This is a genomic window from Psychromarinibacter halotolerans (genome assembly GCF_029168315.1).
Classification (GTDB): domain Bacteria; phylum Pseudomonadota; class Alphaproteobacteria; order Rhodobacterales; family Rhodobacteraceae; genus Psychromarinibacter; species Psychromarinibacter halotolerans.
In genome coordinates, this window is record NZ_JARGYD010000017.1 from 12431 (window position 1) to 35604 (window position 23174).

Annotated in this window: 22 protein-coding genes; 10 read left to right on the forward strand and 12 right to left on the reverse strand. The window is 65.3% G+C overall.

All coding sequences use genetic code 11. From position 1 onward, the window contains the following. Positions 1–46 precede the first annotated feature (46 nt). Both P1K30_RS22730 and P1K30_RS22735 read right to left on the reverse strand, forming a co-directional pair. Positions 47–499, reverse strand: a complete 453-nt coding sequence (locus P1K30_RS22730; protein ID WP_275635033.1) for an RbsD/FucU family protein — start codon at positions 497–499, stop codon at positions 47–49. Positions 500–528: 29 nt separating this feature from the next. Then, a complete protein-coding gene (locus P1K30_RS22735; RefSeq protein WP_275635034.1) occupies positions 529–1593 on the reverse strand; it encodes an ABC transporter ATP-binding protein in 1065 nt (354 codons plus the stop codon). Between the two features lie 205 nt (positions 1594–1798). Between P1K30_RS22735 and P1K30_RS22740 the strand changes: the two genes are divergently transcribed. The 3 genes from P1K30_RS22740 to P1K30_RS22750 all read left to right on the forward strand — a co-directional run bounded on the left by P1K30_RS22740 (position 1799) and on the right by P1K30_RS22750 (position 5600). After that, positions 1799–3451, forward strand: a complete 1653-nt coding sequence (locus P1K30_RS22740) for an ABC transporter substrate-binding protein (protein ID WP_275635035.1) — start codon at positions 1799–1801, stop codon at positions 3449–3451. Positions 3452–3552: 101 nt separating this feature from the next. Then, the gene (locus P1K30_RS22745; protein ID WP_275635036.1) at positions 3553–4662 is read left to right on the forward strand and encodes a carbohydrate ABC transporter permease; all 1110 of its coding nucleotides are present in this window, start codon (positions 3553–3555) and stop codon (positions 4660–4662) included. Positions 4663–4664: 2 nt separating this feature from the next. Next, positions 4665–5600 carry a carbohydrate ABC transporter permease gene (locus P1K30_RS22750; protein ID WP_275635037.1) on the forward strand — a complete coding sequence of 312 codons (936 nt, stop codon included), beginning with the start codon at positions 4665–4667 and terminating at the stop codon, positions 5598–5600. A gap of 237 nt (positions 5601–5837) precedes the next feature. On the opposite strand, the gene P1K30_RS22755 is transcribed toward P1K30_RS22750, so the two are convergent. From P1K30_RS22755 to clpS, 3 genes are read right to left on the reverse strand one after another with little or no spacing between them, the layout of a single operon-like run. Beyond that, entirely contained in the window at positions 5838–6644 is an 807-nt protein-coding gene (locus tag P1K30_RS22755; RefSeq protein ID WP_275635038.1) for an SDR family NAD(P)-dependent oxidoreductase, read from the reverse strand. Between the two features lie 46 nt (positions 6645–6690). Beyond that, complete coding sequence (locus tag P1K30_RS22760; protein WP_275635039.1) at positions 6691–7683, reverse strand: class I SAM-dependent methyltransferase; 993 nt, start codon at positions 7681–7683, stop codon at positions 6691–6693. 19 nt (positions 7684–7702) lie between these two features. Next, positions 7703–8020 (reverse strand): ATP-dependent Clp protease adapter ClpS, encoded by a 318-nt coding sequence (gene clpS, locus P1K30_RS22765; RefSeq protein ID WP_379560403.1) that lies wholly within the window; start codon positions 8018–8020, stop codon positions 7703–7705. Positions 8021–8156: 136 nt separating this feature from the next. Between clpS and P1K30_RS22770 the strand changes: the two genes are divergently transcribed. Together P1K30_RS22770 and P1K30_RS22775 are read left to right on the forward strand one after the other, a co-directional pair. Beyond that, positions 8157–8858, forward strand: coding sequence for an HAD family hydrolase (locus P1K30_RS22770; RefSeq protein ID WP_275635041.1), 702 nt, complete (start codon positions 8157–8159; stop codon positions 8856–8858). Between the two features lie 228 nt (positions 8859–9086). Then, positions 9087–10529, forward strand: coding sequence for a D-alanyl-D-alanine carboxypeptidase family protein (locus P1K30_RS22775; RefSeq protein WP_275635053.1), 1443 nt, complete (start codon positions 9087–9089; stop codon positions 10527–10529). 194 nt (positions 10530–10723) lie between these two features. Here the strand turns inward: P1K30_RS22775 and P1K30_RS22780 are convergent, their stop codons facing one another. The 5 genes from P1K30_RS22780 to P1K30_RS22800 all read right to left on the reverse strand — a co-directional run bounded on the left by P1K30_RS22780 (position 10724) and on the right by P1K30_RS22800 (position 17247). Next, a complete protein-coding gene (locus P1K30_RS22780; RefSeq protein ID WP_275635042.1) occupies positions 10724–12325 on the reverse strand; it encodes an ABC transporter ATP-binding protein in 1602 nt (533 codons plus the stop codon). After that, a complete protein-coding gene (locus P1K30_RS22785) occupies positions 12322–13428 on the reverse strand; it encodes an ABC transporter permease (RefSeq protein ID WP_275635054.1) in 1107 nt (368 codons plus the stop codon). The genes P1K30_RS22780 and P1K30_RS22785 overlap by 4 nt, the downstream gene beginning before the upstream one ends. A gap of 100 nt (positions 13429–13528) precedes the next feature. After that, positions 13529–14626, reverse strand: a complete 1098-nt coding sequence (locus tag P1K30_RS22790) for a microcin C ABC transporter permease YejB (protein WP_275635043.1) — start codon at positions 14624–14626, stop codon at positions 13529–13531. 13 nt (positions 14627–14639) lie between these two features. Beyond that, positions 14640–16517: an extracellular solute-binding protein gene (locus P1K30_RS22795; protein WP_275635044.1), complete on the reverse strand. Its 1878-nt coding sequence runs from the start codon at positions 16515–16517 to the stop codon at positions 14640–14642. 208 nt (positions 16518–16725) lie between these two features. Continuing rightward, the gene (locus tag P1K30_RS22800; protein ID WP_275635045.1) at positions 16726–17247 is read right to left on the reverse strand and encodes a c-type cytochrome; all 522 of its coding nucleotides are present in this window, start codon (positions 17245–17247) and stop codon (positions 16726–16728) included. A gap of 118 nt (positions 17248–17365) precedes the next feature. Here P1K30_RS22800 and P1K30_RS22805 point away from each other — a divergent pair, with 118 nt between their 5' ends. Beyond that, on the forward strand, positions 17366–18196 hold the full coding sequence (locus tag P1K30_RS22805) for a prephenate dehydratase (protein WP_275635046.1): 831 nt from the start codon (positions 17366–17368) through the stop codon (positions 18194–18196). Here the strand turns inward: P1K30_RS22805 and P1K30_RS22810 are convergent. Beyond that, the gene (locus P1K30_RS22810; RefSeq protein ID WP_275635047.1) at positions 18193–18858 is read right to left on the reverse strand and encodes a sugar transferase; all 666 of its coding nucleotides are present in this window, start codon (positions 18856–18858) and stop codon (positions 18193–18195) included. The genes P1K30_RS22805 and P1K30_RS22810 overlap by 4 nt on opposite strands. Next, positions 18855–19679 (reverse strand): NAD-dependent epimerase/dehydratase family protein, encoded by an 825-nt coding sequence (locus P1K30_RS22815; protein WP_275635048.1) that lies wholly within the window; start codon positions 19677–19679, stop codon positions 18855–18857. Before P1K30_RS22815 ends, P1K30_RS22810 begins: the two co-directional genes overlap by 4 nt. Before the next feature lie 227 nt (positions 19680–19906). Between P1K30_RS22815 and P1K30_RS22820 the strand changes: the two genes are divergently transcribed. From P1K30_RS22820 to P1K30_RS22835, 4 genes are all read left to right on the forward strand, one after another. Then, positions 19907–20512, forward strand: coding sequence for a 2-dehydro-3-deoxy-6-phosphogalactonate aldolase (locus P1K30_RS22820; RefSeq protein ID WP_275635049.1), 606 nt, complete (start codon positions 19907–19909; stop codon positions 20510–20512). Beyond that, positions 20509–21363, forward strand: coding sequence for an SMP-30/gluconolactonase/LRE family protein (locus P1K30_RS22825; RefSeq protein ID WP_275635050.1), 855 nt, complete (start codon positions 20509–20511; stop codon positions 21361–21363). The genes P1K30_RS22820 and P1K30_RS22825 overlap by 4 nt, the downstream gene beginning before the upstream one ends. 2 nt (positions 21364–21365) lie before the next feature. Further along, a complete protein-coding gene (locus P1K30_RS22830; protein WP_275635051.1) occupies positions 21366–22364 on the forward strand; it encodes an aldose epimerase family protein in 999 nt (332 codons plus the stop codon). Between the two features lie 72 nt (positions 22365–22436). Continuing rightward, a complete protein-coding gene (locus tag P1K30_RS22835) occupies positions 22437–23078 on the forward strand; it encodes an L-fuculose-phosphate aldolase (RefSeq protein ID WP_275635052.1) in 642 nt (213 codons plus the stop codon). The last annotated feature ends 96 nt before the right edge of the window (positions 23079–23174 follow it).

The following is a 23174-nucleotide window of genomic DNA, read 5'->3' on the forward strand; positions in this document are numbered from 1 at the left end:
GCGCCCCCGCTTTCGCGGAGGCGCGGGGCATTGGGTCGCCCGTGTCTTAGGCGTCGGGCGGGATCACGCCTTTACGCAGCATGAAGCAGCCGTAAAACCGGCGCTCGCCGGTCTGGATCACCGCGTAGGCCTCTTTCGCAAGGTCGTAGAACGCGAAGCGTTCGATGCCGATCATCTTGCGCGGCTCGCCCTCGGCGGCGTCGATGACCGACTGCACCTCGGCCTGAACCGGCGCGATTTCGTCCGGGGCGTCGACGATCTCCATCCGGCCCGCGAAGTCGGGCACGAAGGTGTCCAGCGGCAGCACGGACAGCACCGCCTCGGCGGCTTGGGCCGAGGTCAGGTTATCCATCCGCAGCAGATCGCCATAGACCGTCTGCCGGGCAATGCTGTCGGCGGGAAAGTTGGTGTCGGACAGGATCAGATAGTCGCCGTGGCCCATTGCGCGCAACGCGTAGAGCACCTCTGCGTTGAGGCGCGGGTCGATGCCTTTGAGCATGGTCTTCCTCCGGAAGTCTTGGGGCGGCGTCAGGCCAGACGCGCGCCCGTGGATTTGTCGAACAGATGAATCGCCGCGGGGTCGGCGGCAAGGGTGATCGTGTCCCCGACACGATAATTGCCACGCTCGCGCAGGACGGATGTCACCTCGGACTTGCCGGACCGGATCACAAGATGCGTCTCGGCGCCGGTGGGTTCGACAACTGCGACCTCTCCGGGCAGACCTTCGCCGGCGGGCGACAGGGCCTCGGGGCGGATGCCCAGCGTCACCTCGCGGCCGTCCTCGCAATGGGCGTTCCCCGCGACGCGCAGCTGGGTGGCGCCGGTGTCGGCCAGGATCATGCCGTCGCGCTGGCGCAGCACGGCGGGCAGCATGTTCATCGACGGCGAGCCGATGAAGCTGGCCACGAAGGTGTTCGCGGGCGTGTCGTACAGTTCCAGCGGGGTGCCGATCTGTTCGATATGACCGCCCTGCATCACCACGATCCTGTCGGCCATCGTCATCGCCTCGATCTGGTCGTGGGTGACATAGACCGTCGTGGTCTGCAGCCGCTGATGCAGTTCGCGGATCTCGGTCCGCATCTGCACCCGCAGCTTGGCGTCGAGGTTCGACAGCGGTTCGTCGAACAGGAAGACCTGCGGATCGCGCACGATGGCGCGTCCCATCGCCACCCGCTGCCGCTGGCCACCCGACAGGGCGCGGGGATAGCGGTTCAGGTATTCGGTCAGCCCGAGAATCTCGGCCGCGCGGCGAACGCGGTCTTGGATCTCGTCCTTGGGCATCCCGGCCATCTTCAACGAGAAAGCCATGTTCGCGCCGACGGTCTTGTGCGGGTAAAGCGCGTAGTTCTGGAACACCATCGCGATGTCGCGCTTGGACGGCGGCAGGTTGTTCACCACGCGGTCGCCGATGGAAATCGAGCCCGAGGTGATACCCTCGAGCCCCGCGATCATTCTCAGCAGCGTGGACTTGCCGCAGCCCGACGGCCCGACAAGCACGACGAACTCGCCATCGGATATGTCAAATTCCACACCGTGAATGACCTCCAGAGAACCGTAGTTCTTGCGAAGATCGCGGATCCGTACCTCGGCCATGCGCTTGAATTCCTCCCTTGCCCCCTCCGGGCTTGGGCAGGTTAAGCGAAGGGACAAGCGGCTGTCCATCGCCGAAATTTTAAGCCCGAAGCAAGCTTGACAGGTCACGAAGCCGCGCCGCACAGTTGGCCGCGTGCGGCTTTGCGTCGCTGCCGGCAACGGGAGAGGAGGCCCGACCCGGCGACAAGACAGGGAGGATGTCTTAATGAGAAAAGAAGTTTACAACTATTTGCAGCGTACCGGCCGGATGAAGCGCCGGGATTTGCTGAAGGGTATGGCGGGCGCGGGTTCGGTTGCCGCGTTCTCCGGCGTGTTCACCGGGGCAAGCGTGCGGCCGGTCTGGGCGCAGGACAGTGCCGCTTTGCGGGCCGAGATCCTGAAGATCCCCGGCGTCGGCATGGGCAGCCCGACCGACTCTGACTGGCAGAAGGTCGGCGAGCTTTGCCTTGGCCCGATCAAAGAGGTCGTTTCGGAAGGCGAATTCGCCGGCGTCGAGCTGACCTTCATGGGCCTAAACAACCAGAACCTGCACAACTTCCTGTTCCGCGGGTTCCTGAAGCCGTGGGAGGCCTACACAGGCGCCAAGATCAACTGGATCGACCTTGCGCAGGCCGACTACAACGCGCGCCTGCAGCAATCCATCGCCACCGGCACGGTCGATTTCGACATCGTCGAGATGGGCGCGCCGTTCGAAGGCGACGTTCTGGGTCGCGGCATGGCGTCCGAGATGCCCCAGTGGGTCGCCGACATCATCGACATGGATGACTACGTCGACTACCTGAAGGCACCCGTCGGCACATGGGATGGCAAGACCTATCGCGTGTCGATTGACGGCGACTGCCACACCTTCGCCTACCGCAAGGACTACTTCGGCGAAGGCTCGTTGACCGGCCGCGAGGTTCCGACGACGTGGCAAGAGATCAACGAGGTCTCGAAGATGCTGGCCGGACAGTCCGACCCGCTGACCGGGCTGGACGCGCATGGCTACCTTGACCCGCTGAAGGGCTGGGGCGGCTTCGGCTTCTACTTCCTCGAAAATCGCGCCGCGCCCTATGTGAAGCATCCGGACGATCCGGCATGGCTGTTCGATCCGGACACCATGAAGCCGCGCGTCAACAACCCGGGCTGGGTGCAGGCGATCCAGGACGTTATGGACCTGATCGCCACCGACGGCGCCTATCCGCCGGACCAGATAAACGCCGACCCCGGCACGACCGCGTTCCAGCAGTTCCTTGCCGGCACCGGCTCGATGCTGACGTGGTGGGGCGACGTGGGCTCCAGCGCGCGGACGTCCGACACCTCGGTCGTGGGCGACGTCGTGGGCTTCGACATCAACCCCGCCTCGGACCGCCGCTACAACGCGGCCTCGGGCGCGTGGGAAGACACCCGGAACGAGGCGCCGAACATGGCCTACCTCGGGTGGGGCGTTTACGTCATGGCGACCGTCGAGGGCGACGAGAAGAAGAAGAAAGCCGCGTGGTCGGCCGCCGCGCACCTTGGCGGCAAGGACCTGTCGCTGTGGGCCTCGGCCTATCCTTCGGGCTTCCAGCCCTACCGCAACTCGCACTTCCAGTACGACGAGTGGGAAGCCGCCGGGTACGACCGCGACTATATCGAGGATTACCTCGGGTCGAACCTGGACAGCTACAACCACCCGAACGCGGCGCTGGAACCCCGTATTCCGGGCATCTTCCAGTACTACTCGGTCGCCGAGGACGAACTGGCGAAGGGCTTCGCCGGCCAGTACGGCAGCGCGCAAGAGACCGCGGATGCCATCGCCGCTGCGTGGGAGAACATCACCGACCAGATCGGCCGCGAGCAGCAGATCGAGTTGTACAAGGCCTCGCTGGGGATGTGACCTGACCGGTCCGACAACACTTTGGGGCGCGGCGGCAAACGTCGCGCCCCGATACGGCAAAGGGGACGCGGGCGAAGACCCGCGATACGGGGGAGACGGGCATGTCAGCCGAAGAAGGTGACCTGCTTCACGTCGTGACGGACGACAATATCGGGCCGGGCCGGAAACGGCTTGGGCATTTGCTGATCTGGGGCTCGTTCGGGCTGCTTGTCGCGGTCTTCGCGGTGCTGTCACTGGCGCAGGCGGGACGGATCGGACTGGAATTCGGAAACTGGCGCCCTGCGCTGTACGCCGCGCTGTTCTGGGGCATCTGCCTTGGCATCGCGCAGGTGGTGCTGCACGGCGAACAGGGCAAGCGGACGCTGTTCATCCTGCCCGCCGCGCTGTTCGTGATCGCGATGGTGATCTTCCCGCTGATCTTCGCGCTGGGCATCGCGTTTTCCAACTGGAACCTGTCCTCGCTGGAGGGACGAAGCTTCAACGGCTTCGACAACGTGGTGCAGATGTGGAACGACCCGTTCTACTGGAACGCGCTGACGAACATGGTCTGGTACACGCTGGCGATCATCGTGGAATACGTAATCGCCCTTGGCCTTGCGCTGATCCTTGCCAGCGAGATCAAGGCGCGCAAATTCTTCCGCGTCGCGTTCCTGCTGCCGCTGATGCTGTCGCCGGTGGCGGTGTCGTGGATGATCGGCAAGTCGATGCTAGAGGGCCGCTTTGGCCCCATCGCGCGGCTGGCGCGGTGGTTGGGCTGGGACCGGCCCGCGTTCTTCTCGGACCCGGAAATCGCCCGCGCGATGATCATGATCATGGACGCGTGGACCTTCATCCCGTTCATGATGATCATGCTACTGGCCGGGCTTCAGGCGATCCCGCGCGACGTACAGGAAGCGGCGCGCGTCGACGGCGCGTCCGGCTGGCGCGGCTTTTGGGAGGTGACCTTCCCGCTGATGCTGCCGGTGTCGATCACGGCGATCCTGATCCGCATCATCTTCAAGCTGAAGCTGGCGGATATCATCATCAACGTCACCTCCGGCGGGCCGGGCGGCGCGACGGACAGCGTGACCAGCTTTATTTTCCGCGAATACCGTGACCGGTCGAACGTGGGATACGGCACACTGCTGGCGATCGTGTACCTCGTGCTGATCGTGATCTCGATCACGATCTTCATGAAACTCGTCGATCGCTGGATGAACCCGAGGTACTGACCATGACCGATGCAACGCGGTCCTCGGACCAGATCTTTCACGACAGCGAACACGACACCGCCGGACGGGCGAAGTGGTTTGCCGGGCGGGTCGCGATCTATGGCATCCTGATCCTGTGGACCATCGTCTGCCTGTTCCCGATCTACTGGACGCTGACGACCTCGTTCAAGCTGGCGCCGAACGTGATGCAGGGCCACCTGATCCCCTTCGTGGACTACCAGCCCAGCTGGAAGGGCTTCGAAAGCCTCGGGTTGTCGCCCCGCCTGATCGGCGAGGAATCGACGGTGCGCGAGGAATTCCTGAAACGCTTTGCCAACTCGGTGATCACGGCGGGTTCGGCCTCGCTTCTGGCGGTGATCCTGGGGTCGATGACGGCGTATGGCCTGTCGCGGTTCCGCTATCGCTTTGGCTTCATGCGCAATCCCGATATCTCGTTCTTCTTCCTGTCGCAGCTGATCCTGCCGCCGGTGGTGCTCGCCCTGCCGTTCCTCGTGCTCTACAAAGAGCTCGATTTCCTCGACACCCGGATCGGCCTGATCCTGCTGTACACGCTGACGGTGCTGCCCATCGTCATCTGGATCATGCGCGACCAGTTCCAGTCGATCCCGGTCGAACTGGAAGAAGCCGCGCTGGTCGACGGCTTGTCGATCTGGGGCGCGTTCCTGACCATCGTCCTGCCGATCGCGCTGCCGGGAATGGTGGCGGCGTTCATCCTGTCGCTGGTGCTGACGTGGAACGAGTACTTCTTCGCGGCGCTGCTGACGTCGACGGACGCCAAAACCTTGCCGGTGATGGTGGCGTCGCAGACCGGGTCGCAGGGCATCAACTGGTGGGCGATGGCGGCGCTGTCCACGGCGGCGATCCTGCCGCTGATCGTGATCGGCGTCGTGCTGGAACGCTACATCATCAAGGGGATGGCCGCTGGCGCGGTGAAGTGACGGGAGCCACAGACCGGGGTTGAAAGCGAGGGGCTTTGCCCCGTCGCACCGGAGGTGCGCTTAGGGAGTTTGAGGGGCTTTGCCCCGTCGCACCAGATGTGCGCTAGAAAAAGGTTGAGAGGCTTTGCCCCGTCGCACCAGAGGTGCGCTAGAAAAAGGTTGAGGGGCGTTGCCCATCTACGCCTGCGGCGCATTCACCCCAGGATATTTACAGACAGAAGAAGCCCGGATGCGCGCCTAGTGGGCGGCCATCGACACGGTGTCGACGATGGACCGGCCGCCGTCCACGGTGAGGATCTGGCCGGTCATGAAGCCCGAGCCATCCGAGGCGAGGAAGCGCGTCGCTTCGGCCAGTTCGGTTGCGCTTGCGATCCGGGCCAGCGGCGTGTTGCGGATGATGTCGTCGCGACAGCCTTCCTTGATCTTCAGCGTGTCCTTCAGGCTGGCGCTCATCACGCTGCCGAAGGCCACCGCGTTGACGCGGATGTTGTGCGGCGCAAGCGCCACCGCCATCGCGCGCGTCATCTGGTCCAGCGCGGCGCAGCTGATCGAATAGCCCAGCAGGTCGGGGTGTGTGCGGCGCGCGGCGATGGAACTGAGGTTCACGATCGAGCCTTGGCACGGCTTGTCCTCTTCCTCGGCCTGCTTGATCATCCGCTTCGCGACAAGCTGTGTCAGACGAAGCGAGGTCATCAGGTTCTGCTGAAGCAGTTCTTCGACGCTGTCTTCTTCGGGGCACAGCGCCTCGGAATAGGCGACTTGCCGGCTGGCGTTGACGAGGATGTCGACGGTGTCGAAGGCGTCGATGGTCGCCGACAGCAGGTTTGCGATCGACAGCTTTTCGCGCAGGTCGCCAGCGAAGTAGCGGGCACGAGAGTCGTCCTTAGACGCCTCTTCGCCGATCTCGCGCACAAGGCCCTCTTCGTCCATGTCGGCGAAGACCACGTTGGCGTCCATTTCAAGGAAGTGCCGCGCGATCGCAAGGCCGACACCATTGGCGGCGCCTGTCACGATGGCAGTCTTGCCTGCGATGGAGAAAGACATGAATGCGTGTCCTGATTCCTGTGGGGCAGCCTAGCGGCGGTTCCCGCTATCGGGAAGCGCCCTTTGCGGCAATGGGTTTCGCGGCGCAGAGGATCTTGAAACGGCCGGTTCCGGCCAGTTCCTCGACCTCGCGAAAGCGCGCGCGGGCCTCTGTTTCGTAGGGCAGGTGGCGGTTGGCCACCAGCCACAGGCGGCCCGAGGGTTTCAGCATGGCGGCCGCCGCCGCGATGAAGCCACGGCCAAGCGCCGGGTCGGCGGCGCGGCTGGTGTGGAACGGCGGGTTCGACACGACGGCATCCACCGCAGCATCCGGGCGCCATGTCAGCGCATCGGCCCAGTGGAAGCGGGCGCGCGGGTCGGTCACGTTGCGCCGCGCGCAGTCCAGCGCGGCGTGTTCGGCTTCGACAAGATGCAGCTCTTCCACGCCGGTGCGTTTCAGAACCTCGGCGGCGAGGTACCCCCAGCCGGCGCCAAGATCGACGACCCGCTTCGGCAGCGACGGCGGCAGCATGTCGGCCAGCGCGGCAGAGCCCGCATCGATCCCGTCGGCCGAGAACACGCCCGGCGCCGTCACGAAGCCGCCGATGTCCTGACCCGCCGCCGGTGCGGCCCAAGCCGAGAAGTCGCCGGTCGCGGTGAAGATCTTGCCATGCGCCTTCGAGATCACCTCGCCCACGCTGCCCGCCTTGCGGCAGTCGCGCAGCAGGCTTTCGACGCCGTCTTCCTTCTGGCCGTCGATGATCACGGTGCCGCCGGTCAGCGCCGTCGCCTGCGCCACCAGCGCACGCGCCTCGGCCTTGGCGCGGGGGATGCAGACCAGCGCGGCGGCAAAGTCGCCCTCGGGCGCGATGGCGGTGTCGTAGCCTTGGGTCGCGAAGGCATCGTGGTCGGGGCGGAAACCCTGAATGACCTGCACGCGGTCTTTCGGCAGCGGCGCAAGGTCGGTCCCCGCGCGCGGGCGAAACACCGCGATGCGTCCGGCATCGGGCAGCTGGCACGCGCCGTTCTCAAGCGCGGTGGTCAGTCGTGTCGAAGACATGGGGTGCGGGCCCGGGGCCCTATTCCTTTTCCATCGTGCACTGCAGCGGGTGCTGGTGCCGGCGGGCAAAGTCCATGACCTGCCCGACCTTGGTCTCTGCAATCTCGAAGCTGAACACGCCGACGACGGCCAAGCCCTTCTTGTGGACGGTCAGCATCAGTTCGAACGCCTGCGCGTGGTTCATGCCGAAGAAGCGTTCCAGCACGTGCACCACGAATTCCATGGGCGTGAAGTCGTCGTTCAGAAGCATGACCTTGTACAGCGGCGGGCGTTTCGTTTTCGCGCGCGTTTCTACAACGACGCCGGTATCGCCGTCGTCGCCGTCCTTCTTCGTCATGATCTCGGGCCGATGCATCCCGTGCAAATTCTCCGCCGAACGTCCTGATTGCATGGTGCGACTATATAAGGTCACCTTTCGCTATGAAAAGGGGGGCTTTTGCCCCGGACGTCCGTATACAGGGTAAGTTTGACAGATGGCGGAAAAGTTAACGACAATCGCGTTCGATGCGGACGACACGCTGTGGCACAACGAGCAGTTCTTCCGCATCACGCAGGACCGATTCTTCCGGCTTCTGGCCGACCATGCCGACCCCGACCATCTGGACCAGCGGCTGCTGGAGGCAGAGCGGCGCAACGTCGGCCACTATGGGTTCGGCATCAAGGGCTTCATGCTGTCGATGATCGAGACCGCGATCGAAGTGACCGACAGCAAGGTGCCGGCCTCTGTGATCGCCGAGATCATCGCGGCCGGGCAAGAGATGCTGCGCCACCCGATCGAACTGTTGCCCCACGCGCGCGAGGCGGTCGAGGCCGCGGCCAGCCGCTATCGCGTTCTGCTGATCACCAAGGGCGACCTGCTGGATCAGGAACGCAAGCTGGCGCAGTCGGGCTTGGGAGAGCTGTTCGACGGGGTCGAGATCGTGTCGGACAAGACCGCGCCGGTTTATACGCGCATCTTCGATGGCAGGGCCGAGGGGGCGGCGCGGGCGATGATGGTCGGCAACTCGATGAAGTCCGACGTGCTGCCGGTGATCGAGGCGGGCGGGTGGGGCGTGTACGTACCCCACGGCCAGACATGGGCGCTGGAACATGCCGACCCGCCCGAGGGCCACGGCCGGTTCCGCGAGATCCCCGATCTTGGTGCATTGATGCCACTATTGTTCGAATTTGAATAATCGGCGCGCCACATTTCCGCCACAAAGGAAACATCTAGCGGTCTGGCATGGCGCGTCCGCAACATCTCGGGCATCACTTGAAGGCGGATTTGAAAGACGTTGAAAATCTTCTGTTTTCGGAGTTCGCGGCCCATGCTACGCTGATCTCAACAATTCGACCGGGCGACAAATGATCCGGCGGAACGAGGCAGTATCAGGATCGGTGACGTGAGCGCGCACCTCAAGCACATGGCCCGCGTGGGCCTTCTTTTCGCTATCGTGGCAATCTACGCGCCCCTCGCGGCGGTGGCAGCCCCATACGCAGCATACGTCATGGACGCCAGGACCGGAGAGGTGCTGCACTCGGACAACTCCGAGACGCGGCTTCACCCGGCATCGCTGACCAAGATGATGACGCTGTACATCGTGTTTCAGGCCGTCGAGCACGGCGAGATCACGATGGACACAGAAGTAACCATCTCGAAGTTCGCGGCGTCCGAGCCGCCGTCGAAGCTGGGTCTGCGCCCGGGGCAGCGGATCAAGCTGCGCTATCTGGTGCGGGCGGCGGCCATCAAGTCGGCGAACGACGCGGCGACCGCGCTGGGCGAGGCGATTTCGGGCTCCGAGGCGGCCTTCGCCGAGCGTATGAACCGGACCGCCAAGGCGATCGGGATGCGCGACACGACGTTCCGCAACGCCCACGGCCTGACCGACAACGCGCACCTGTCGACGGCGCGCGACATGGCGCTGCTGGGGCGGCACCTGTTCTACGACTATCCTGAATACTACAACCTGTTCAGCCGCATCACCACGGATGCCGGGCTGCGGGAAGTCGCCAACACCAACCGCCGCTTCCTGAACGCCTACAAGGGCGCCGACGGGATCAAGACCGGCTATACCCGCGCCGCTGGCTTCAACCTTGTCGCCTCGGCGGAACGCGGCGGTGTGCGGATCATCGCGGCGGTGTTCGGCGGACGCTCGACCCCGTGGCGGAACGAGGAAATGGCCCGCCTTCTGGACCTTGGCTTCGCGAAGGCGCCGACGCGGGTGGCGGTGCGCCGCCCCGGAAAACCGGCCTATACGCCCGGCGCCGACCTTGGCCGCATCCGCTATGCCAAGCGCGACCCCGACCGCAGCCCGCTGCCGCGCCTGCGCCCCGGACCCGGAACCGAGGCGCTGCCGGAAGAACTGCTGGTCGCAATGGCCGAGACCATCGAGGAAACCGTGGTCGCGATCGAGGCGACGGCCCCCGCGGCCTCGACCCTTCCCGAGGGCGCGCGGACGCCGCCGCCGACCAAGCCCGGCGCCGTCACCGCGGCGGTTCCGGTGGGCGAACCGGCGCCGCTTCCGGTGCCGCGCCCGGTGTCGCTGACGGCGGAACTCGAAGCGGTAGACCCCGCCCCGGTGGTCGAAGCGGAACCCGTCGTCGTCGAACGCCTGTCGACCAGCGGCGACCGCCACTTCGGCATCAACGTGGGGCTTTACACCTCTCGCTATCAGGCAGAGCGCGTGCTGCTGCAGACCGCGCTGACCGAACTGGGCACGCTGGACGAGGCGTTGCGCAAGGTGAAGCAAAGCAACAAGGGCTTCGAAGCGAACTTCGTCGGCCTGACGGCGGAAGCTGCCGAGATGGCTTGCGAACGGCTGAAGGCCCGCAACATCGCCTGCACCACGATGGGACCGGCGTCCTAGCGCCTGCCACGCCAACAGCCGACAGCAGGGGGGCTCTGCCCCCCGCGCGCCATGCGCGCTCCCCCCGAGGTATTGTCAAAGAGAAGAAGCAGCAGCGGAAGCGTACTTCCCTTGCCTCTTCTGTCCTCAAATATCCTGGGGGAGGCGCCGAAGGCGACGGGGGCAAAGCCCCAAATCCTGGGGCGGTCCAGACGTCAGGCGACGGCGGCGTCGTCCATATAGGCGGCGGCCATCAGTTCCCGGGTATAGTCGGTCTTCGGGTTTTCGAAGATTTCCTCGGCGGTTCCCGACTCCACTACGTCACCCTGCTTCATCACGAACACCCTGTGCGACAGGGCGCGGACCACGCGCAGGTCGTGGCTGATGAACAGGTAGGCCAGTCCGTGCTTTTCCTGCAGCCGTCGCAGCAGGTCCACGATCTGCACCTGCACCGTCATGTCCAGCGCCGAGGTGGGTTCGTCCAGAACCACCAGCCGGGGGCGAAGGACCATCGCGCGGGCGATGGCGATGCGCTGGCGCTGGCCGCCGGAAAATTCGTGCGGGTAGCGGTCCATCAGCGCGGGGTCGAGGCCGACCTCTGTCATGATCTCGGCCACCAATTCGCGCCGGGGGCGGGTGTCGTCGGACCCGTGGATGCCAAGTCCTTCCGAGATGATCTGTTCCACCGTCATCCGGGGGCTGAGCGAACCGTAGGGGTCTTGGAACACGATCTGCATCTTCGAGCGAAGGTCGCGCATGGCCCCGCTGCGCAGGTCGTGGATCGGGCGCCCGTCGAAGACGATTTTCCCCTCGGACGAAATCAGTTTCATGATCGCCAGCGCCAGCGTCGTCTTGCCTGACCCGGATTCGCCCACGATGCCAAGCGTTTCGCCGGCGCGGACGCTGACCGAGGCGTCGTTGACCGCCTTTACGTGGCCCACGACACGGCGCAGCAGGCCGCGCTGGATCGGGAACCAGATCCGCAGGTGGTCCGTCTCGACCACGGTGGGGGAGTCTTCCGGCACCGGCAGCGGGTGGCCCGCCGCTTCGGCGCTGAGAAGCTTGATGGTGTAGGGATGCGTGGGATTGTCGAAGATCTCGGCCGTCGTGCCCTGTTCGACGATCTCGCCGTCCTTCATCACGCAGACCCGGTCCGCGAAGCGGCGGACGATGTTCAGGTCGTGGGTGATGAACAGCAGGCTCATCCCCTCGGACGCCTTCAGGTCGGCCAGCAGGTCGAGGATCTGGGCCTGGATCGTGACGTCCAGCGCTGTCGTCGGTTCGTCCGCGATCAGCAGGTCCGGACCGTTGGCCAGCGCCATCGCGATCATCACCCTTTGCCGCTGCCCGCCGGACAGCTGGTGCGGGTAGTCCTTCAGCCGCGTCTCGGCGTCGCGGATGCCGACCTTGGTCAGCAGTTCGACGATACGGTCCTTGACCGCTGCGCCGCGCAGGCCCTGGTGCAGTTCGATCGACTCGCGCAGCTGCTTTTCCAGGGTGTGAAGCGGGTTCAGCGACGTCATCGGTTCCTGGAAGATGAACGAGATGTCGTTGCCGCGGACCTGCTTCAGCTGATCGAACGTGGCGCCGACCATCTGCTGCCCCTTGTAAAGGACCGAACCGTCCACCTCTGCGCTGTCGGGCAGCAAGGAGACGGTACTGAGCGCGGTGACCGACTTGCCCGAGCCGCTTTCACCCACCAGCGCGACGGTTTCGCCCTTGCCGACGGTGAAGCTGTTGCCTTTCACCGCGTGCACCGTCGCGCCGTCCTGGCGGAAGCGCACGTTCAGGTCGCGGACTTCAAGGATCGGCGTCATGCGAAGGTCTTTCTGGGGTCGAACGCGTCGCGGATGCCTTCGAAGACGAAGACCAGCAGCGACAGCATGATGGCGAAGGTGAAGAACGCCGTGAAGGCAAGCCACGGGGCCTGAAGGTTCTGCTTGGCCTGCAGTGTCAGTTCCCCCAGCGACGGCGCCGACGACGGCAGGCCGAAGCCCAAGAAGTCGAGCGAGGCGAGCGTGCCGATGGTGCCGGTGATGATGAACGGCAGCATGGTCAGCGTCGCGACCATCGCGTTGGGCAGCATGTGGCGGAACATGATGGTCCAGTTGCCGACACCCAGCGCACGGGCGGCGCGGACGTATTCGAAGTTGCGCGCGCGCAGGAATTCCGCCCGGACCACGCCTACCAGCGCGGGCCAGCCGAATAGCGCGGTCAGGAACACCAGCAGCCAGAAACTTCGACCGAGGATCGCGAACATGATGATGATGATGTACAGCGACGGGGTCGATACCCAGATCTCGATCAGCCGCTGGAACACAAGGTCCAGCCAGCCGCCGAAAAAGCCCTGCACCGCGCCGGCGATGATGCCGATGACGCTGGCCACCGAGGTCACGATGATGGTGAACAGGATCGACAGCCGAAAGCCGTAGATCACCCGCGCCAGCACGTCGCGCGCGGTGTCGTCGGTGCCCAGCAGGTGGTCGCCGTCGGGCGCGGACGGGGCGGTGCCCGAGATGTCGTTGATCGTGTTGTACGAATAGGGGATCGGCGGCCAAAGCATCCAGCCCTGTTCGATCGTCTCGCCGTCGACGGTCCCGGTCTCGGCCTGCTGGATCACGCCCTCGGGGTCGTCGAAACAGCTTTCCAGCCCGCCGGACACGATAAGGCATTGCACCTCGATGTCGGCATAAACCGCTTCGGTCGCGAAATCGCCGCCGAACTGGGTTTCCGGGTAGAACCGGAAGATCGGCATGTAGGTCTCGCCGCGGTAGCTGACGAGGATCGGCTTGTCGTTCGCGATGAACTCGGCGAACAGCGACAGGCCGAACAGGACGGCGAAGATCACCGCGGACCAATAGGCGCGGCGGTTGCGCTTGAAGTTGCGCCAGCGGCGCTGGTTCAGCGGCGACAGCGTCATGCGGCGGCGGCGCGCGGGCGGGACCGGCGCGGGCGTCGGGGCCGGATCGGCGCCGGGCACGGGTTCGGGCGGCATTTCAGCCTGGGGCGTCCTGTCCATGTCAGGCCTCCCGCTTTTCGAAGTCGATGCGCGGATCGACGAACACATACATCAGGTCCGAGATGATCCCGACCACCAGCGACATCAGGCCGAAGACGAACAGCGTTCCGAAGATCACCGGATAGTCGCGGGCGACCGCGGCCTCGAAGCCCAGCCGGCCAAGGCCGTCGAGCGAGAAGATCGTCTCGATGATGATCGAGCCAGAGAAGAACACCCCGATGAACACCGCCGGGAAACCGGCGATCACGATCAGCATCGCGTTGCGAAAGACGTGGCCGTACAGCACGCGGCGTTCGGACAGGCCCTTGGCGCGGGCGGTCATCACGTACTGCTTCTTGATCTCGTCCAGAAACGAGTTCTTGGTCAGCAGCGTCAGCGTCGCGAAGCTGGAGATCAGCGAGGCGATGACCGGCAGGGTGATGTGCCAGAAGTAGTCGGCAATCTTACCGATCAGCGACAGCTGGTCCCAGTTGTCCGAGGTCAGGCCGCGCAGCGGGAAGATTTTCCAGTACGACCCGCCGGCGAACAGCACCAGCAGAAGGATCGCGAACAGGAAGCCCGGGATCGCGTAGCCCACGATGATCGCCGACGAGGTCCAAGTGTCGAAGGACGTGCCATCCTTGACCGCCTTGCGGATGCCCAGCGGGATCGAGATCAGATAAGCGATCAGGGTCGACCACAGGCCAAGGCTGATCGACACCGGCATCTTCTCAAGGATCAGGTCCACCACCGAGATCGAGCGGAAATAACTCTCGCCGAAGTCGAACTGCAGATAGTTCCACATCATCGTCAGGAACCGTTCCAGCGGCGGCTTGTCGAAGCCGAACTCGCGTTCCAGTTCCTCGATGAACTCGGGCGGCAGGCCGCGCGCGCCAAGATAGCGGTCCCCGGCGCCACCGCCGCCGCCGCTGGCATTGCTGGCCGCCTCCGAACCCCCGCCAGAGATCGACTCGAACACGTCACCGCCGCCTTCCATGTTGGCGATGATCTGCTCGATCGGGCCACCGGGCACGAACTGGGTCAGGACGAAGTTCACGATCATGATGCCCAGCAGGGTGGGGATCACGAGCAGGAATCTGCGAAGGATGTAGGCTCCCAAGAGGGCAGGCTCCTTAGTTCACGGCGCCGGATTCGCGAAGCGCGTCACCGGCTTCCTCGTCGTACCACCAGAAGCTCAGGTACCCCAGCGCCAGCGGCGGCAGCTCTTCGGGGTGGCGGTACATGTCGTAGTAGGCGACCGTGTAGACGTCCTTGAACCACTGCGGCACCCAGAAGCCCTTTGCGCGCAGGACGCGGTCCAAGGCATGGGTCGCGGTGGTCAGTTCCTCGACGGTCTCGGCGTCGATCACGACATCCAGCAGGCGGTCGACGGCCTCGTCCTTAAGCCCCATCAGGTTGCGCGAGCTGTCGTCGGCGGTTTCCGACGCGTACCATTGGCGCAGGCCGATGCCCGGTTCGAACCCCATCGAGAACGTGTGGTTCACAAGGTCATAGTCGCTGCTGCGGCGGCGGTCGACATATTGCGAGATGTCGACACGCTCCATCTCGGCATCGATGCCGACGGACCGAAGGTTCTGGACGTAAGGGTTGATGATCCGGTCGAAGGTCGGGCTGTAGGACAGGATGGTCAGCGTCAGCGGCTGGCCGTCCTTGGACCGCATGCCGTCAGGCCCGGCGATCCAGCCCGCCTGTTCCAGCAGGTTGGCGGCCGCGCGGCGGGCACGGCGTCCCGGGAGGTTGTCGCTGGCCTCGTTCACCGGCGCCATCACCGCTTCGTCCGTCAGGATGGCGGCATCCAGAAGACCCTCGTCGACCAGCGGCTGCAAAAGCGCCACCTCGTCCTCGGATGGGATGCCCGTGGCTTCCAGCGGCGAGTTCTCCCAGAAAGAGTTCACCCGGTCGTACAGGCCATAGAACAGCGTCTCGTTCGACCATTCGAAGTTGAACATGATCCGCACGGCCTCGCGCACGTCGGGGTCCTGCCATTTGGGATCGCGCAGGTTGAAGACAAAGGACTGCCCCGACCCGATCGACCCGTCGGGCAGTTCGGCGCGCACCACCGCCCCGTTGTTGATGGCCGGGAAGTTGTAGCCGGTCGCCCAGTCGCGCGACGAGTTCTCGATGCGGAAGGTGTATTCGCCGGCTTTGAACGCCTCGAACGCGGCAGAGCTGTCGGCGTAGTATTCCACGCGGATGCGTTCGAAGTTGTTCTGCCCGATGTTCAGCGGGTGGTCGGCGCCCCAGAAGTCGGGGTTGTAGGCATAGATGATCTGGCGGCCCACGTCGAAGCTGTCGACCCGGTAAGGCCCGGTGGCCATGAACGGGTCCAGCGTGGATTCGTCCAGCCGTGCGCCGGTCTCTTCGAACCATGCCTTGGAAAACGCGTTCGTGCCGCCGGCGATGCCGATCACGTCACGGCGCGGGGCATCCTCGGCAAAGTCGAAGCGGATGCGGTATTCATCCAGCACCTCGACGTTTTCGACATAGCCGCCAACTACGTTCACGTATTCGGTGATGCCCTGTTCCATGAAGAGCTCGAAGGTGAACTTGATATCTTCCGCCGTCATCCCGGTGCCGTCCCAGAAGGTGACGTCGTCGCGCAGGTTGAAGATCACCCAGTCACGGCTTTCGGGATATTCCAGCGTCTCGCACAGATAGCAGTACAGGCCATAGGGGTCGTCTGCGGTCGAGACGAGTATGTTCTCGTACATTAGTTCCGTCAGCGCCGCCGACACGCCCTTGCGGGTGTAGTTGTTGAAGCTGTCGAAGTTGCCAGAGGCCCATTCGCTGATCTCGCCGCCCTTGGGTGCGTCCGGGTTGACGTAGTCGAGATGCGCGAAGCCCTCGGGGTATTTCAGTTCGCCGAAATTCGACACCCCGTGCGCGACGATGACCTCTTCGTCGGTCTCCTGCGCGTGCGCGGCCGAGGCAAGGGCGGCCAAAGCGGCGGGCAGGGCGATCCGGCGGATCATGGTGGCGGTTCGGGGCATGTGTCAGGCTCCTTCCAAGGGACGGACAAGGGTTCGGCGCGCAAAGCATAGCCTAGCGTGTCTTGCCGGAGTGTCTTGCGCGAATTTTAAGAAAAATTTCCTAATAGCAAGTTGCAAGCCGTCAAACGCGCGTGATCCGGCCGTTACGCAAGAAAAAGGGCCGCCCGGTCGGGGCGGCCCTGAAAGCAATTGCCTGTTCGGCGGGCGATCAGTCGTCGATGCTGTCCAGCCACGCGATCAGGTTGGCGCGGTCTTCCACGTCGTCCATGCCGCCGTAGGTCATCTTGGTTCCCGGCGCGGAGCCGCGCGGGTTCTCCAGGAAGTGACTCAGGTTCTCGGGGGTCCAGGTCTCGCCGATCTGTTCCAGCGCGCCGGAGTACGAGTAGCCGTCGACGGCGTCGATGCCGCGACCGACAACGCCGTACAGCGTCGGGCCGGTGCCGTTCGCGCCGGGTTCGACCTTGTGGCAGGCCTGGCAGGCGCGGAACAGACGCTCGCCAGCCGAGGCGTCGGCGGCGGCGTAGACTTCGGCGAAGTCGATCTCGGGTTCCGGCTCGGCGTCGGCTTCGCTGTCCTCAACCTCGATCGTATAGGCTTGGTGGACTTCGTCGCCGTGGCCCGACTCGCCGACATGGTACAGGGTCTCACCGACCCAGCCGCCAAGAAGGAAGATCAGGAAGGTTCCGCAGAAGCCGCCCACGACCTTGGTTACCGTCATTGTGTCGAACATATCGCGCCTAGCTCCGTTCAGATTCCGGCGTTATCTATCCGGTTCCCTTCGCACGGTTCAAGGGATATGAGGCGCGACCAATCGACCTTTTCGGCTTTTTCTGCGGACCTAGAACGAAATGAGCGGACGTATCGCATTCCAGGGCGAACTCGGAGCCTACTCTCATCAGGCCTGTCGCGACGCGCGACCGGACATGGAGGCGCTGCCCTGTCACACGTTCGAGGACGTGATTTCCGCCGTGAACACGGGCGCCGCCGAGCTTGCGATGCTGCCGGTCGAGAACACCACCTACGGTCGCGTGGCAGACATTCACCGGCTGCTGCCCGAAAGCGGGCTGCACATCGTCGACGAGGCGTTCGTGCGCGTTCACATCTCGCTTATGGCGCTGCCGGGTGTGGCGATCGAGGATATCAAGAAGGTCCGCGCGCATCTTGTGCTGATCCCGCAATGCGCCTCGTTCCTGTCGGAATACGGCATCAAGGGCGAGGCCGCCGCAGACAGCGCGGGCGCGGCCGAGGAACTTGCGCAGGCGGGCATCCGCGACGAGGGCGTCCTTGCCTCGGACCTTGCGGCAGACATCTACGGGCTGAACATCCTTGCCCGCCATATCGAGGATCACGCCCACAACACGACCCGGTTCCTCATCATGTCGCCCAAGCCGGAACATGACCGCCGCGACGAGCGCATGATGACCACCTTCGTGTTTCGCGTGCGAAACATTCCCGCCGCGCTGTACAAGGCGATGGGTGGCTTCGCGACGAACGGCGTCAACATGACCAAGCTGGAAAGCTACATGGTCGACGGCTCGTTCACCGCGACGCAGTTCTATGCCGATATTCAGGGCCACCCGGACGACCCCCACGTCGCCCGCGCGCTGGAAGAGCTGGACTATTTCACCTCGTACCTGAAGATCCTCGGCACCTACCCGGCGGACCCCGCACGCGGCTAAGCCGATTTGCCGGGCCGTTCGCGCCGCGACCCCGGCAGACCGCAGCTTTTTAGATCACGCCCCGCCGCCCGCGCGGCGGTCATGGCGATCAACCGCAGGTCCATGCCGACCGACCGTCGGTCTCGGTAGATCAGGTCCAGCGCCGCCTTCCGGGGCACGCAGCGGCGGGAATAGACCGCGTCGGTTTCCTGCGGGGTCGTGCATTTCGACAGCAGGCGTTCCTCGTGCCGGTGAAAGTAAAGCGTCGCCAGACCGGTGATGCCGGGGCGGGATTTCAGCACCTCGACATACAGTTCGGGAAACCGCTGCACGTACAGCCGCAACGGCGGGCGCGGGCCGACGAAACTGATGTCTCCGCGCAACACGTTCCACAGTTGCGGGATCTCGTCCATCCGGGTCCGCCGCAGGAAGCGGCCGTGTTTCGTCAGGCGCGCCGCCTTGTCGCCGCCCGAGACGCCGCTGTCGGTGTCGACCGTCGTCATCGTGCGGAATTTCCACAGCTGGAACGGTTCGGACACGGTCTTCATCCGCTCCGACACGTAGAACACGGGCCGCCCGTCCCGGATCAGGATCAGAATCGCAAGAACCAAGGCCACGGGCGCCAGCGGGATCGCCAGCAGCAGGGCCAGCAGAAGATCCAGCGCGCGTTTGCCCGGGGTCATCGGGGGGCCTCCGCCTGTGCAAGACCGGCCAGAAGGGCCTCTGCCGGGCGGTCGGGCAGATCGACCAGTGTCTTCAGGCGCGACAGGTCCATCGAAACCTCGCGCAGCGCGGTGTCCGGGGCAGGGCGCGTGGCGTAGTCTGCCCCTGCCGCGCGCATCAGGGCGGCCATCTCGACCGGCGGATCGGCGGCAAGGTTCAGGACCGGCGGCAGGTTCGGCAGCCGCAGCAACGCCGTCAGGACCTGCGCCAGCAGCGCCGGATCTATGTAGGACCGGGCCGGCGTCGTGCCGTCGTCGAACAGGTCGAGTGTGATCGCCCGACCGGCGGCGATGTTGCGAAACAACGCGTCCGCCCCCGCGACGTTGCCCAGCCGAAGCGCCGTCACGGCGGCATCGCCGGCGGCCGCTGCCGCGCGCTGCTCCATCTCTAGCTTCGACGCGCCATAGGGGGCGGCGGGGGCGCAGGGGCCGTCCTCGGTATGTCCGAAGCCGGGGCCATAGACCGCCATCGACGAACACAGCAGCACGCGCGGGCAGCCCGCCTGCCGCGCGGCCTCGATCACCGCCAGCGCGACGTCGATGTTCAGGTCGAACGCCCCGGCGCCCGGGGTCGCGCCCGCAAGGCACAGAACCGCGTCCTGCCCGTCGAGCATCGGCGCAAGCGCGCTGGCGCCGTCCTCCAGCCGCCACTGCACGTCGGCGCCGTCGCGGGCGCACCATGTCACCGGCGCATCCCGAAGCGGCTGCCGCAGCAGCTGCCCGACCCGGCTGTTCCCTCCAACGACCAGCAGTTTGGCGTCCATCGTGTCCTCGTGTCCCATTGCCGGTCTAGCTGGCCGGTCCGGCCTTCGCCAGTGCGCGTTCGGCGCGGGCCAGAGCGGGGCGGCAGGATGGCCACAGATGTGCACATATCCGCCACGGCGGCGCGCCGTCTCCGGGGGTCGCCTTGACCTTGCACCCGGCGCACGGCAACCCTGCCTGCCGAGGGAGTTTCAATTCCGGCCCGAAGCGCACCCGCGCGCAGGCAGCTTCTTCAAGGGGGATTTCCATGAGCCGCAACCTGATTGCCATTCTGCGCGGCATCACGCCCGCGGATGCAGTCGCCACCGCATCCGCACTGATCGAAGCCGGCATCGACCGGATCGAAGTGCCGCTCAACTCGCCGGACCCCTTCGACAGCATCGAAGCGATGGCCGCCGCGGTCGGCGATGTCGCGCTGATCGGCGCTGGCACCGTGCTGACCGTGAACGACGTGGCCCGCGTGGCCTCGGTCGGGGGGCGGCTGATCGTGTCGCCGAACTGCGACGAGGATGTGATCCGCGCCACGGTCGACGCCGGCTTGCAAAGCTATCCCGGCGTATTCTCGGCCACCGAGTGCTTCAACGCGCTGAAATGGGGCGCGACCGGGCTGAAGATTTTCCCGGCGACGCAGATGGGGCCCGAGGGGCTGAAGGCGTTGCGCGCCGTGCTTCCCGCCGGGACCGAGGTCTACGCCGTGGGCGGCGTCGGCCCCGCGAACTTCTCGGTGTGGCGTGCTGCGGGGATCGATGGCTTTGGCCTTGGGTCGTCGCTGTACAAACCCGGCAACCCGGTCGACGTCACCGCCGCGAACGCGGCAGAGACCGTCGCCGCCTATGACGAGGTGTGGGGATGAGTGACGTCTATGACAACCGCCGCTGCGAACTGGGCGAGGGGCCGCTGTGGCATCCCGAACGCCAGCAGCTCTTTTGGTTCGACATCCTGTCCATGCAGCTTCTGACCCAGCGCGACGGTGCCCCTTGGCGCTGGCAGTTCGACGAGATCGTCACCGCCGCCGGGTGTATCGACCGAGACCGTCTTCTGATCGCGAGCGAGACGCGCCTGTTCACCTTCGACCTCGAAACCGGCGACGAGACCTATGTCTGCGCGCTGGAGTCCGAGGACGGTTCGACCCGCTCGAACGACGGTCGCGCCGACCGGCAGGGCGGGTTCTGGATCGGTACGATGGGCAAGCAGGCGGAAGAGGGCAAAGGCGCGATCTACCGCTGGTACGACGGCGAGCTGCGCAAGGTGGTGGCGGACATCACCATCCCCAACGCGATCTGCTTCACCCCCGACGGCAGCGCGGCTTACTACGCATGCTCGCGCGCGAAGACCATCTGGCGCGTGGCGCTGGATGCCGATGGATGGCCCGCGGACACGCCCGAGGTCTTCCTTGACCTCTCGGCCGAGGATTTCGCCCCCGACGGTGCCGTGACCGATGCCGAGGGCAACCTGTGGAACGCGCAGTGGGGCGGGTATCGGGTCGCGGTCTACAGCCCGAACGGGGATTTCCTTGCCGCGCACGACATCCCTGCCGCGCACACGTCCTGCCCCGCCTTCGGTGGACCGGACCTGTCGACGGTCTACGTCACCACCGCGCTCGAGAATCTGCCGCCGGAAGAAGCCGCGCGGTCTGAGAACGGGATGACCTATCAATTCGACTCGGGGGCCAAAGGCCTGCCTGAGCCGCGCGTGGAGATCTGAGAATGGCGGTAGAAACCTTCGGCACGACAGAGGGCGGCGAAACCGTTCACCGGCTGCTTCTTGGCAACGGCCCCCTGTCGGTCGCGGTGCTGACCTACGGCGCGAACCTGCAAGACGTACGGCTGGACGGGGTAGCGCACTCGCTGACCGTGGGCAGCCCGGAACTGGCCGCCTACGAAGGCCGGATGGCCAGCTGCGGCGGCCTGATGGGCCCGGTGGTGAACCGCATCGCCGGCGCCAGCGCCGAGATCGACGGCACGACATTCACGTTCACGAAGAACTTCAACGACCGCCACACGATCCACGGCGGCGACGCCGCGTTTCACCGCCGCGTGTGGGAGATCGTGGACGAGGGACCGTCGCACGCCGTGCTGCGCGTAACGGCCCCGGACGGAGAGTCGGGCTTTCCCGGCAACCGCACCGTCACCGCCCGCTACGACGTGATGGACGACGCCACGCTGCGCCTGACGCTGACGGCCGAGACCGACGCGCCGACCCTGCTGAACCTTGCCAACCACAGCTACTGGCGGATGGACGATGCGCCGACGGTGGAAGGGCAGGTTCTGACGGTGGCGGCGGATCACGTCCTGCCCCGCGACGACGAGATGATCGTGACCGGAGAGATCCTGTCAGTGGACGGCACCCGGTTCGACTATCGCCAAGGCCGCGCGCTGGAGGCAGGGGCCGAAGGGCTGATCGACAACAACTTCTGCGTTTCGCAGCAACGCGAACCGTTGCGCCCGGTGGCGTCGCTGCAGGGCAAAAGCGGTGTGCGCATGGAGATGTCTAGCACCGAACCGGGGCTTCAGGTCTTCGACGGCCACATCCTTGATTTGCCGCAATACGCCGGCAACGACGGCCCGTCGCCGGTCGCTTATTGCGGCGTCGCGCTGGAAGCCCAGTTCTGGCCCGGTGCCACCGCGCATCCGGCGTTCCCCGACATCACCCTGCGCCCCGGCGACGACTGGCAGCAGGTGACGGAGTGGCGGTTCACGCGCTAGGCGCAGGCCGGGGGCGCTGCCCCCGGACCCCCGGGATATTTCGGGACCAAAGAAGCGGAGGAGGGACAGGCCGTGAAGGGGAGTGTCGAGGTCCGGCAGGCAATCATTGACGCCTGTCTGGAGATGAACAGCAGCGGCCTCAACCAAGGCACGTCGGGCAACATCTCGGTCCGCGAGGGGGATGGCATCCTGATCACGCCCTCCGGCCAGCCCTATGCGAAGATGAAGCCCGAGGACATCGTCTGGCTGGGGTTCGACGGCAGTCGAGAGGGCGCGTTGAAGCCTTCGACCGAGTTCCGGTTCCACCTCGATATCCTGCGCGAGAAGCCCGAGATGAACGCGGTGGTCCACGCGCATCCGACCGCCTGCACCACGCTGGCGATCATGGGAAAGGGCATCCCGCCGCTGCACTATATGGTGGCCGTCGCTGGCGGGCATGACATCCGCTGCGCGCCTTACGCGACCTTTGGCACGGCAGAATTGTCAGAGCACGCCGTCGCGGCACTGGACGGGCGTGCCGCCTGCCTTTTGGCGCATCACGGGATGATCGCCTGCGGCGCCACTCTGGACAAGGCGATGTGGCTTGCGGTGGAGGTCGAGGCGCTGGCGAAGCAGTACCTTGGCTGCCTGCCCTTCGGCGAGCCGCCGCTGCTGAGCACCGAAGAGATCGACCGCGTTCTCGAAAAAGTAAAAGGCTATGGCCTTCAGGAGTGAGCCCCGGCCCGCCCTTGGGCGGCAAAAGGTCCGGGGGACCTTTTGAGGGGCGAACGGGCGGAGCCCCCCGGCCCGCCCTTGGGCGGCAAAAGGTCC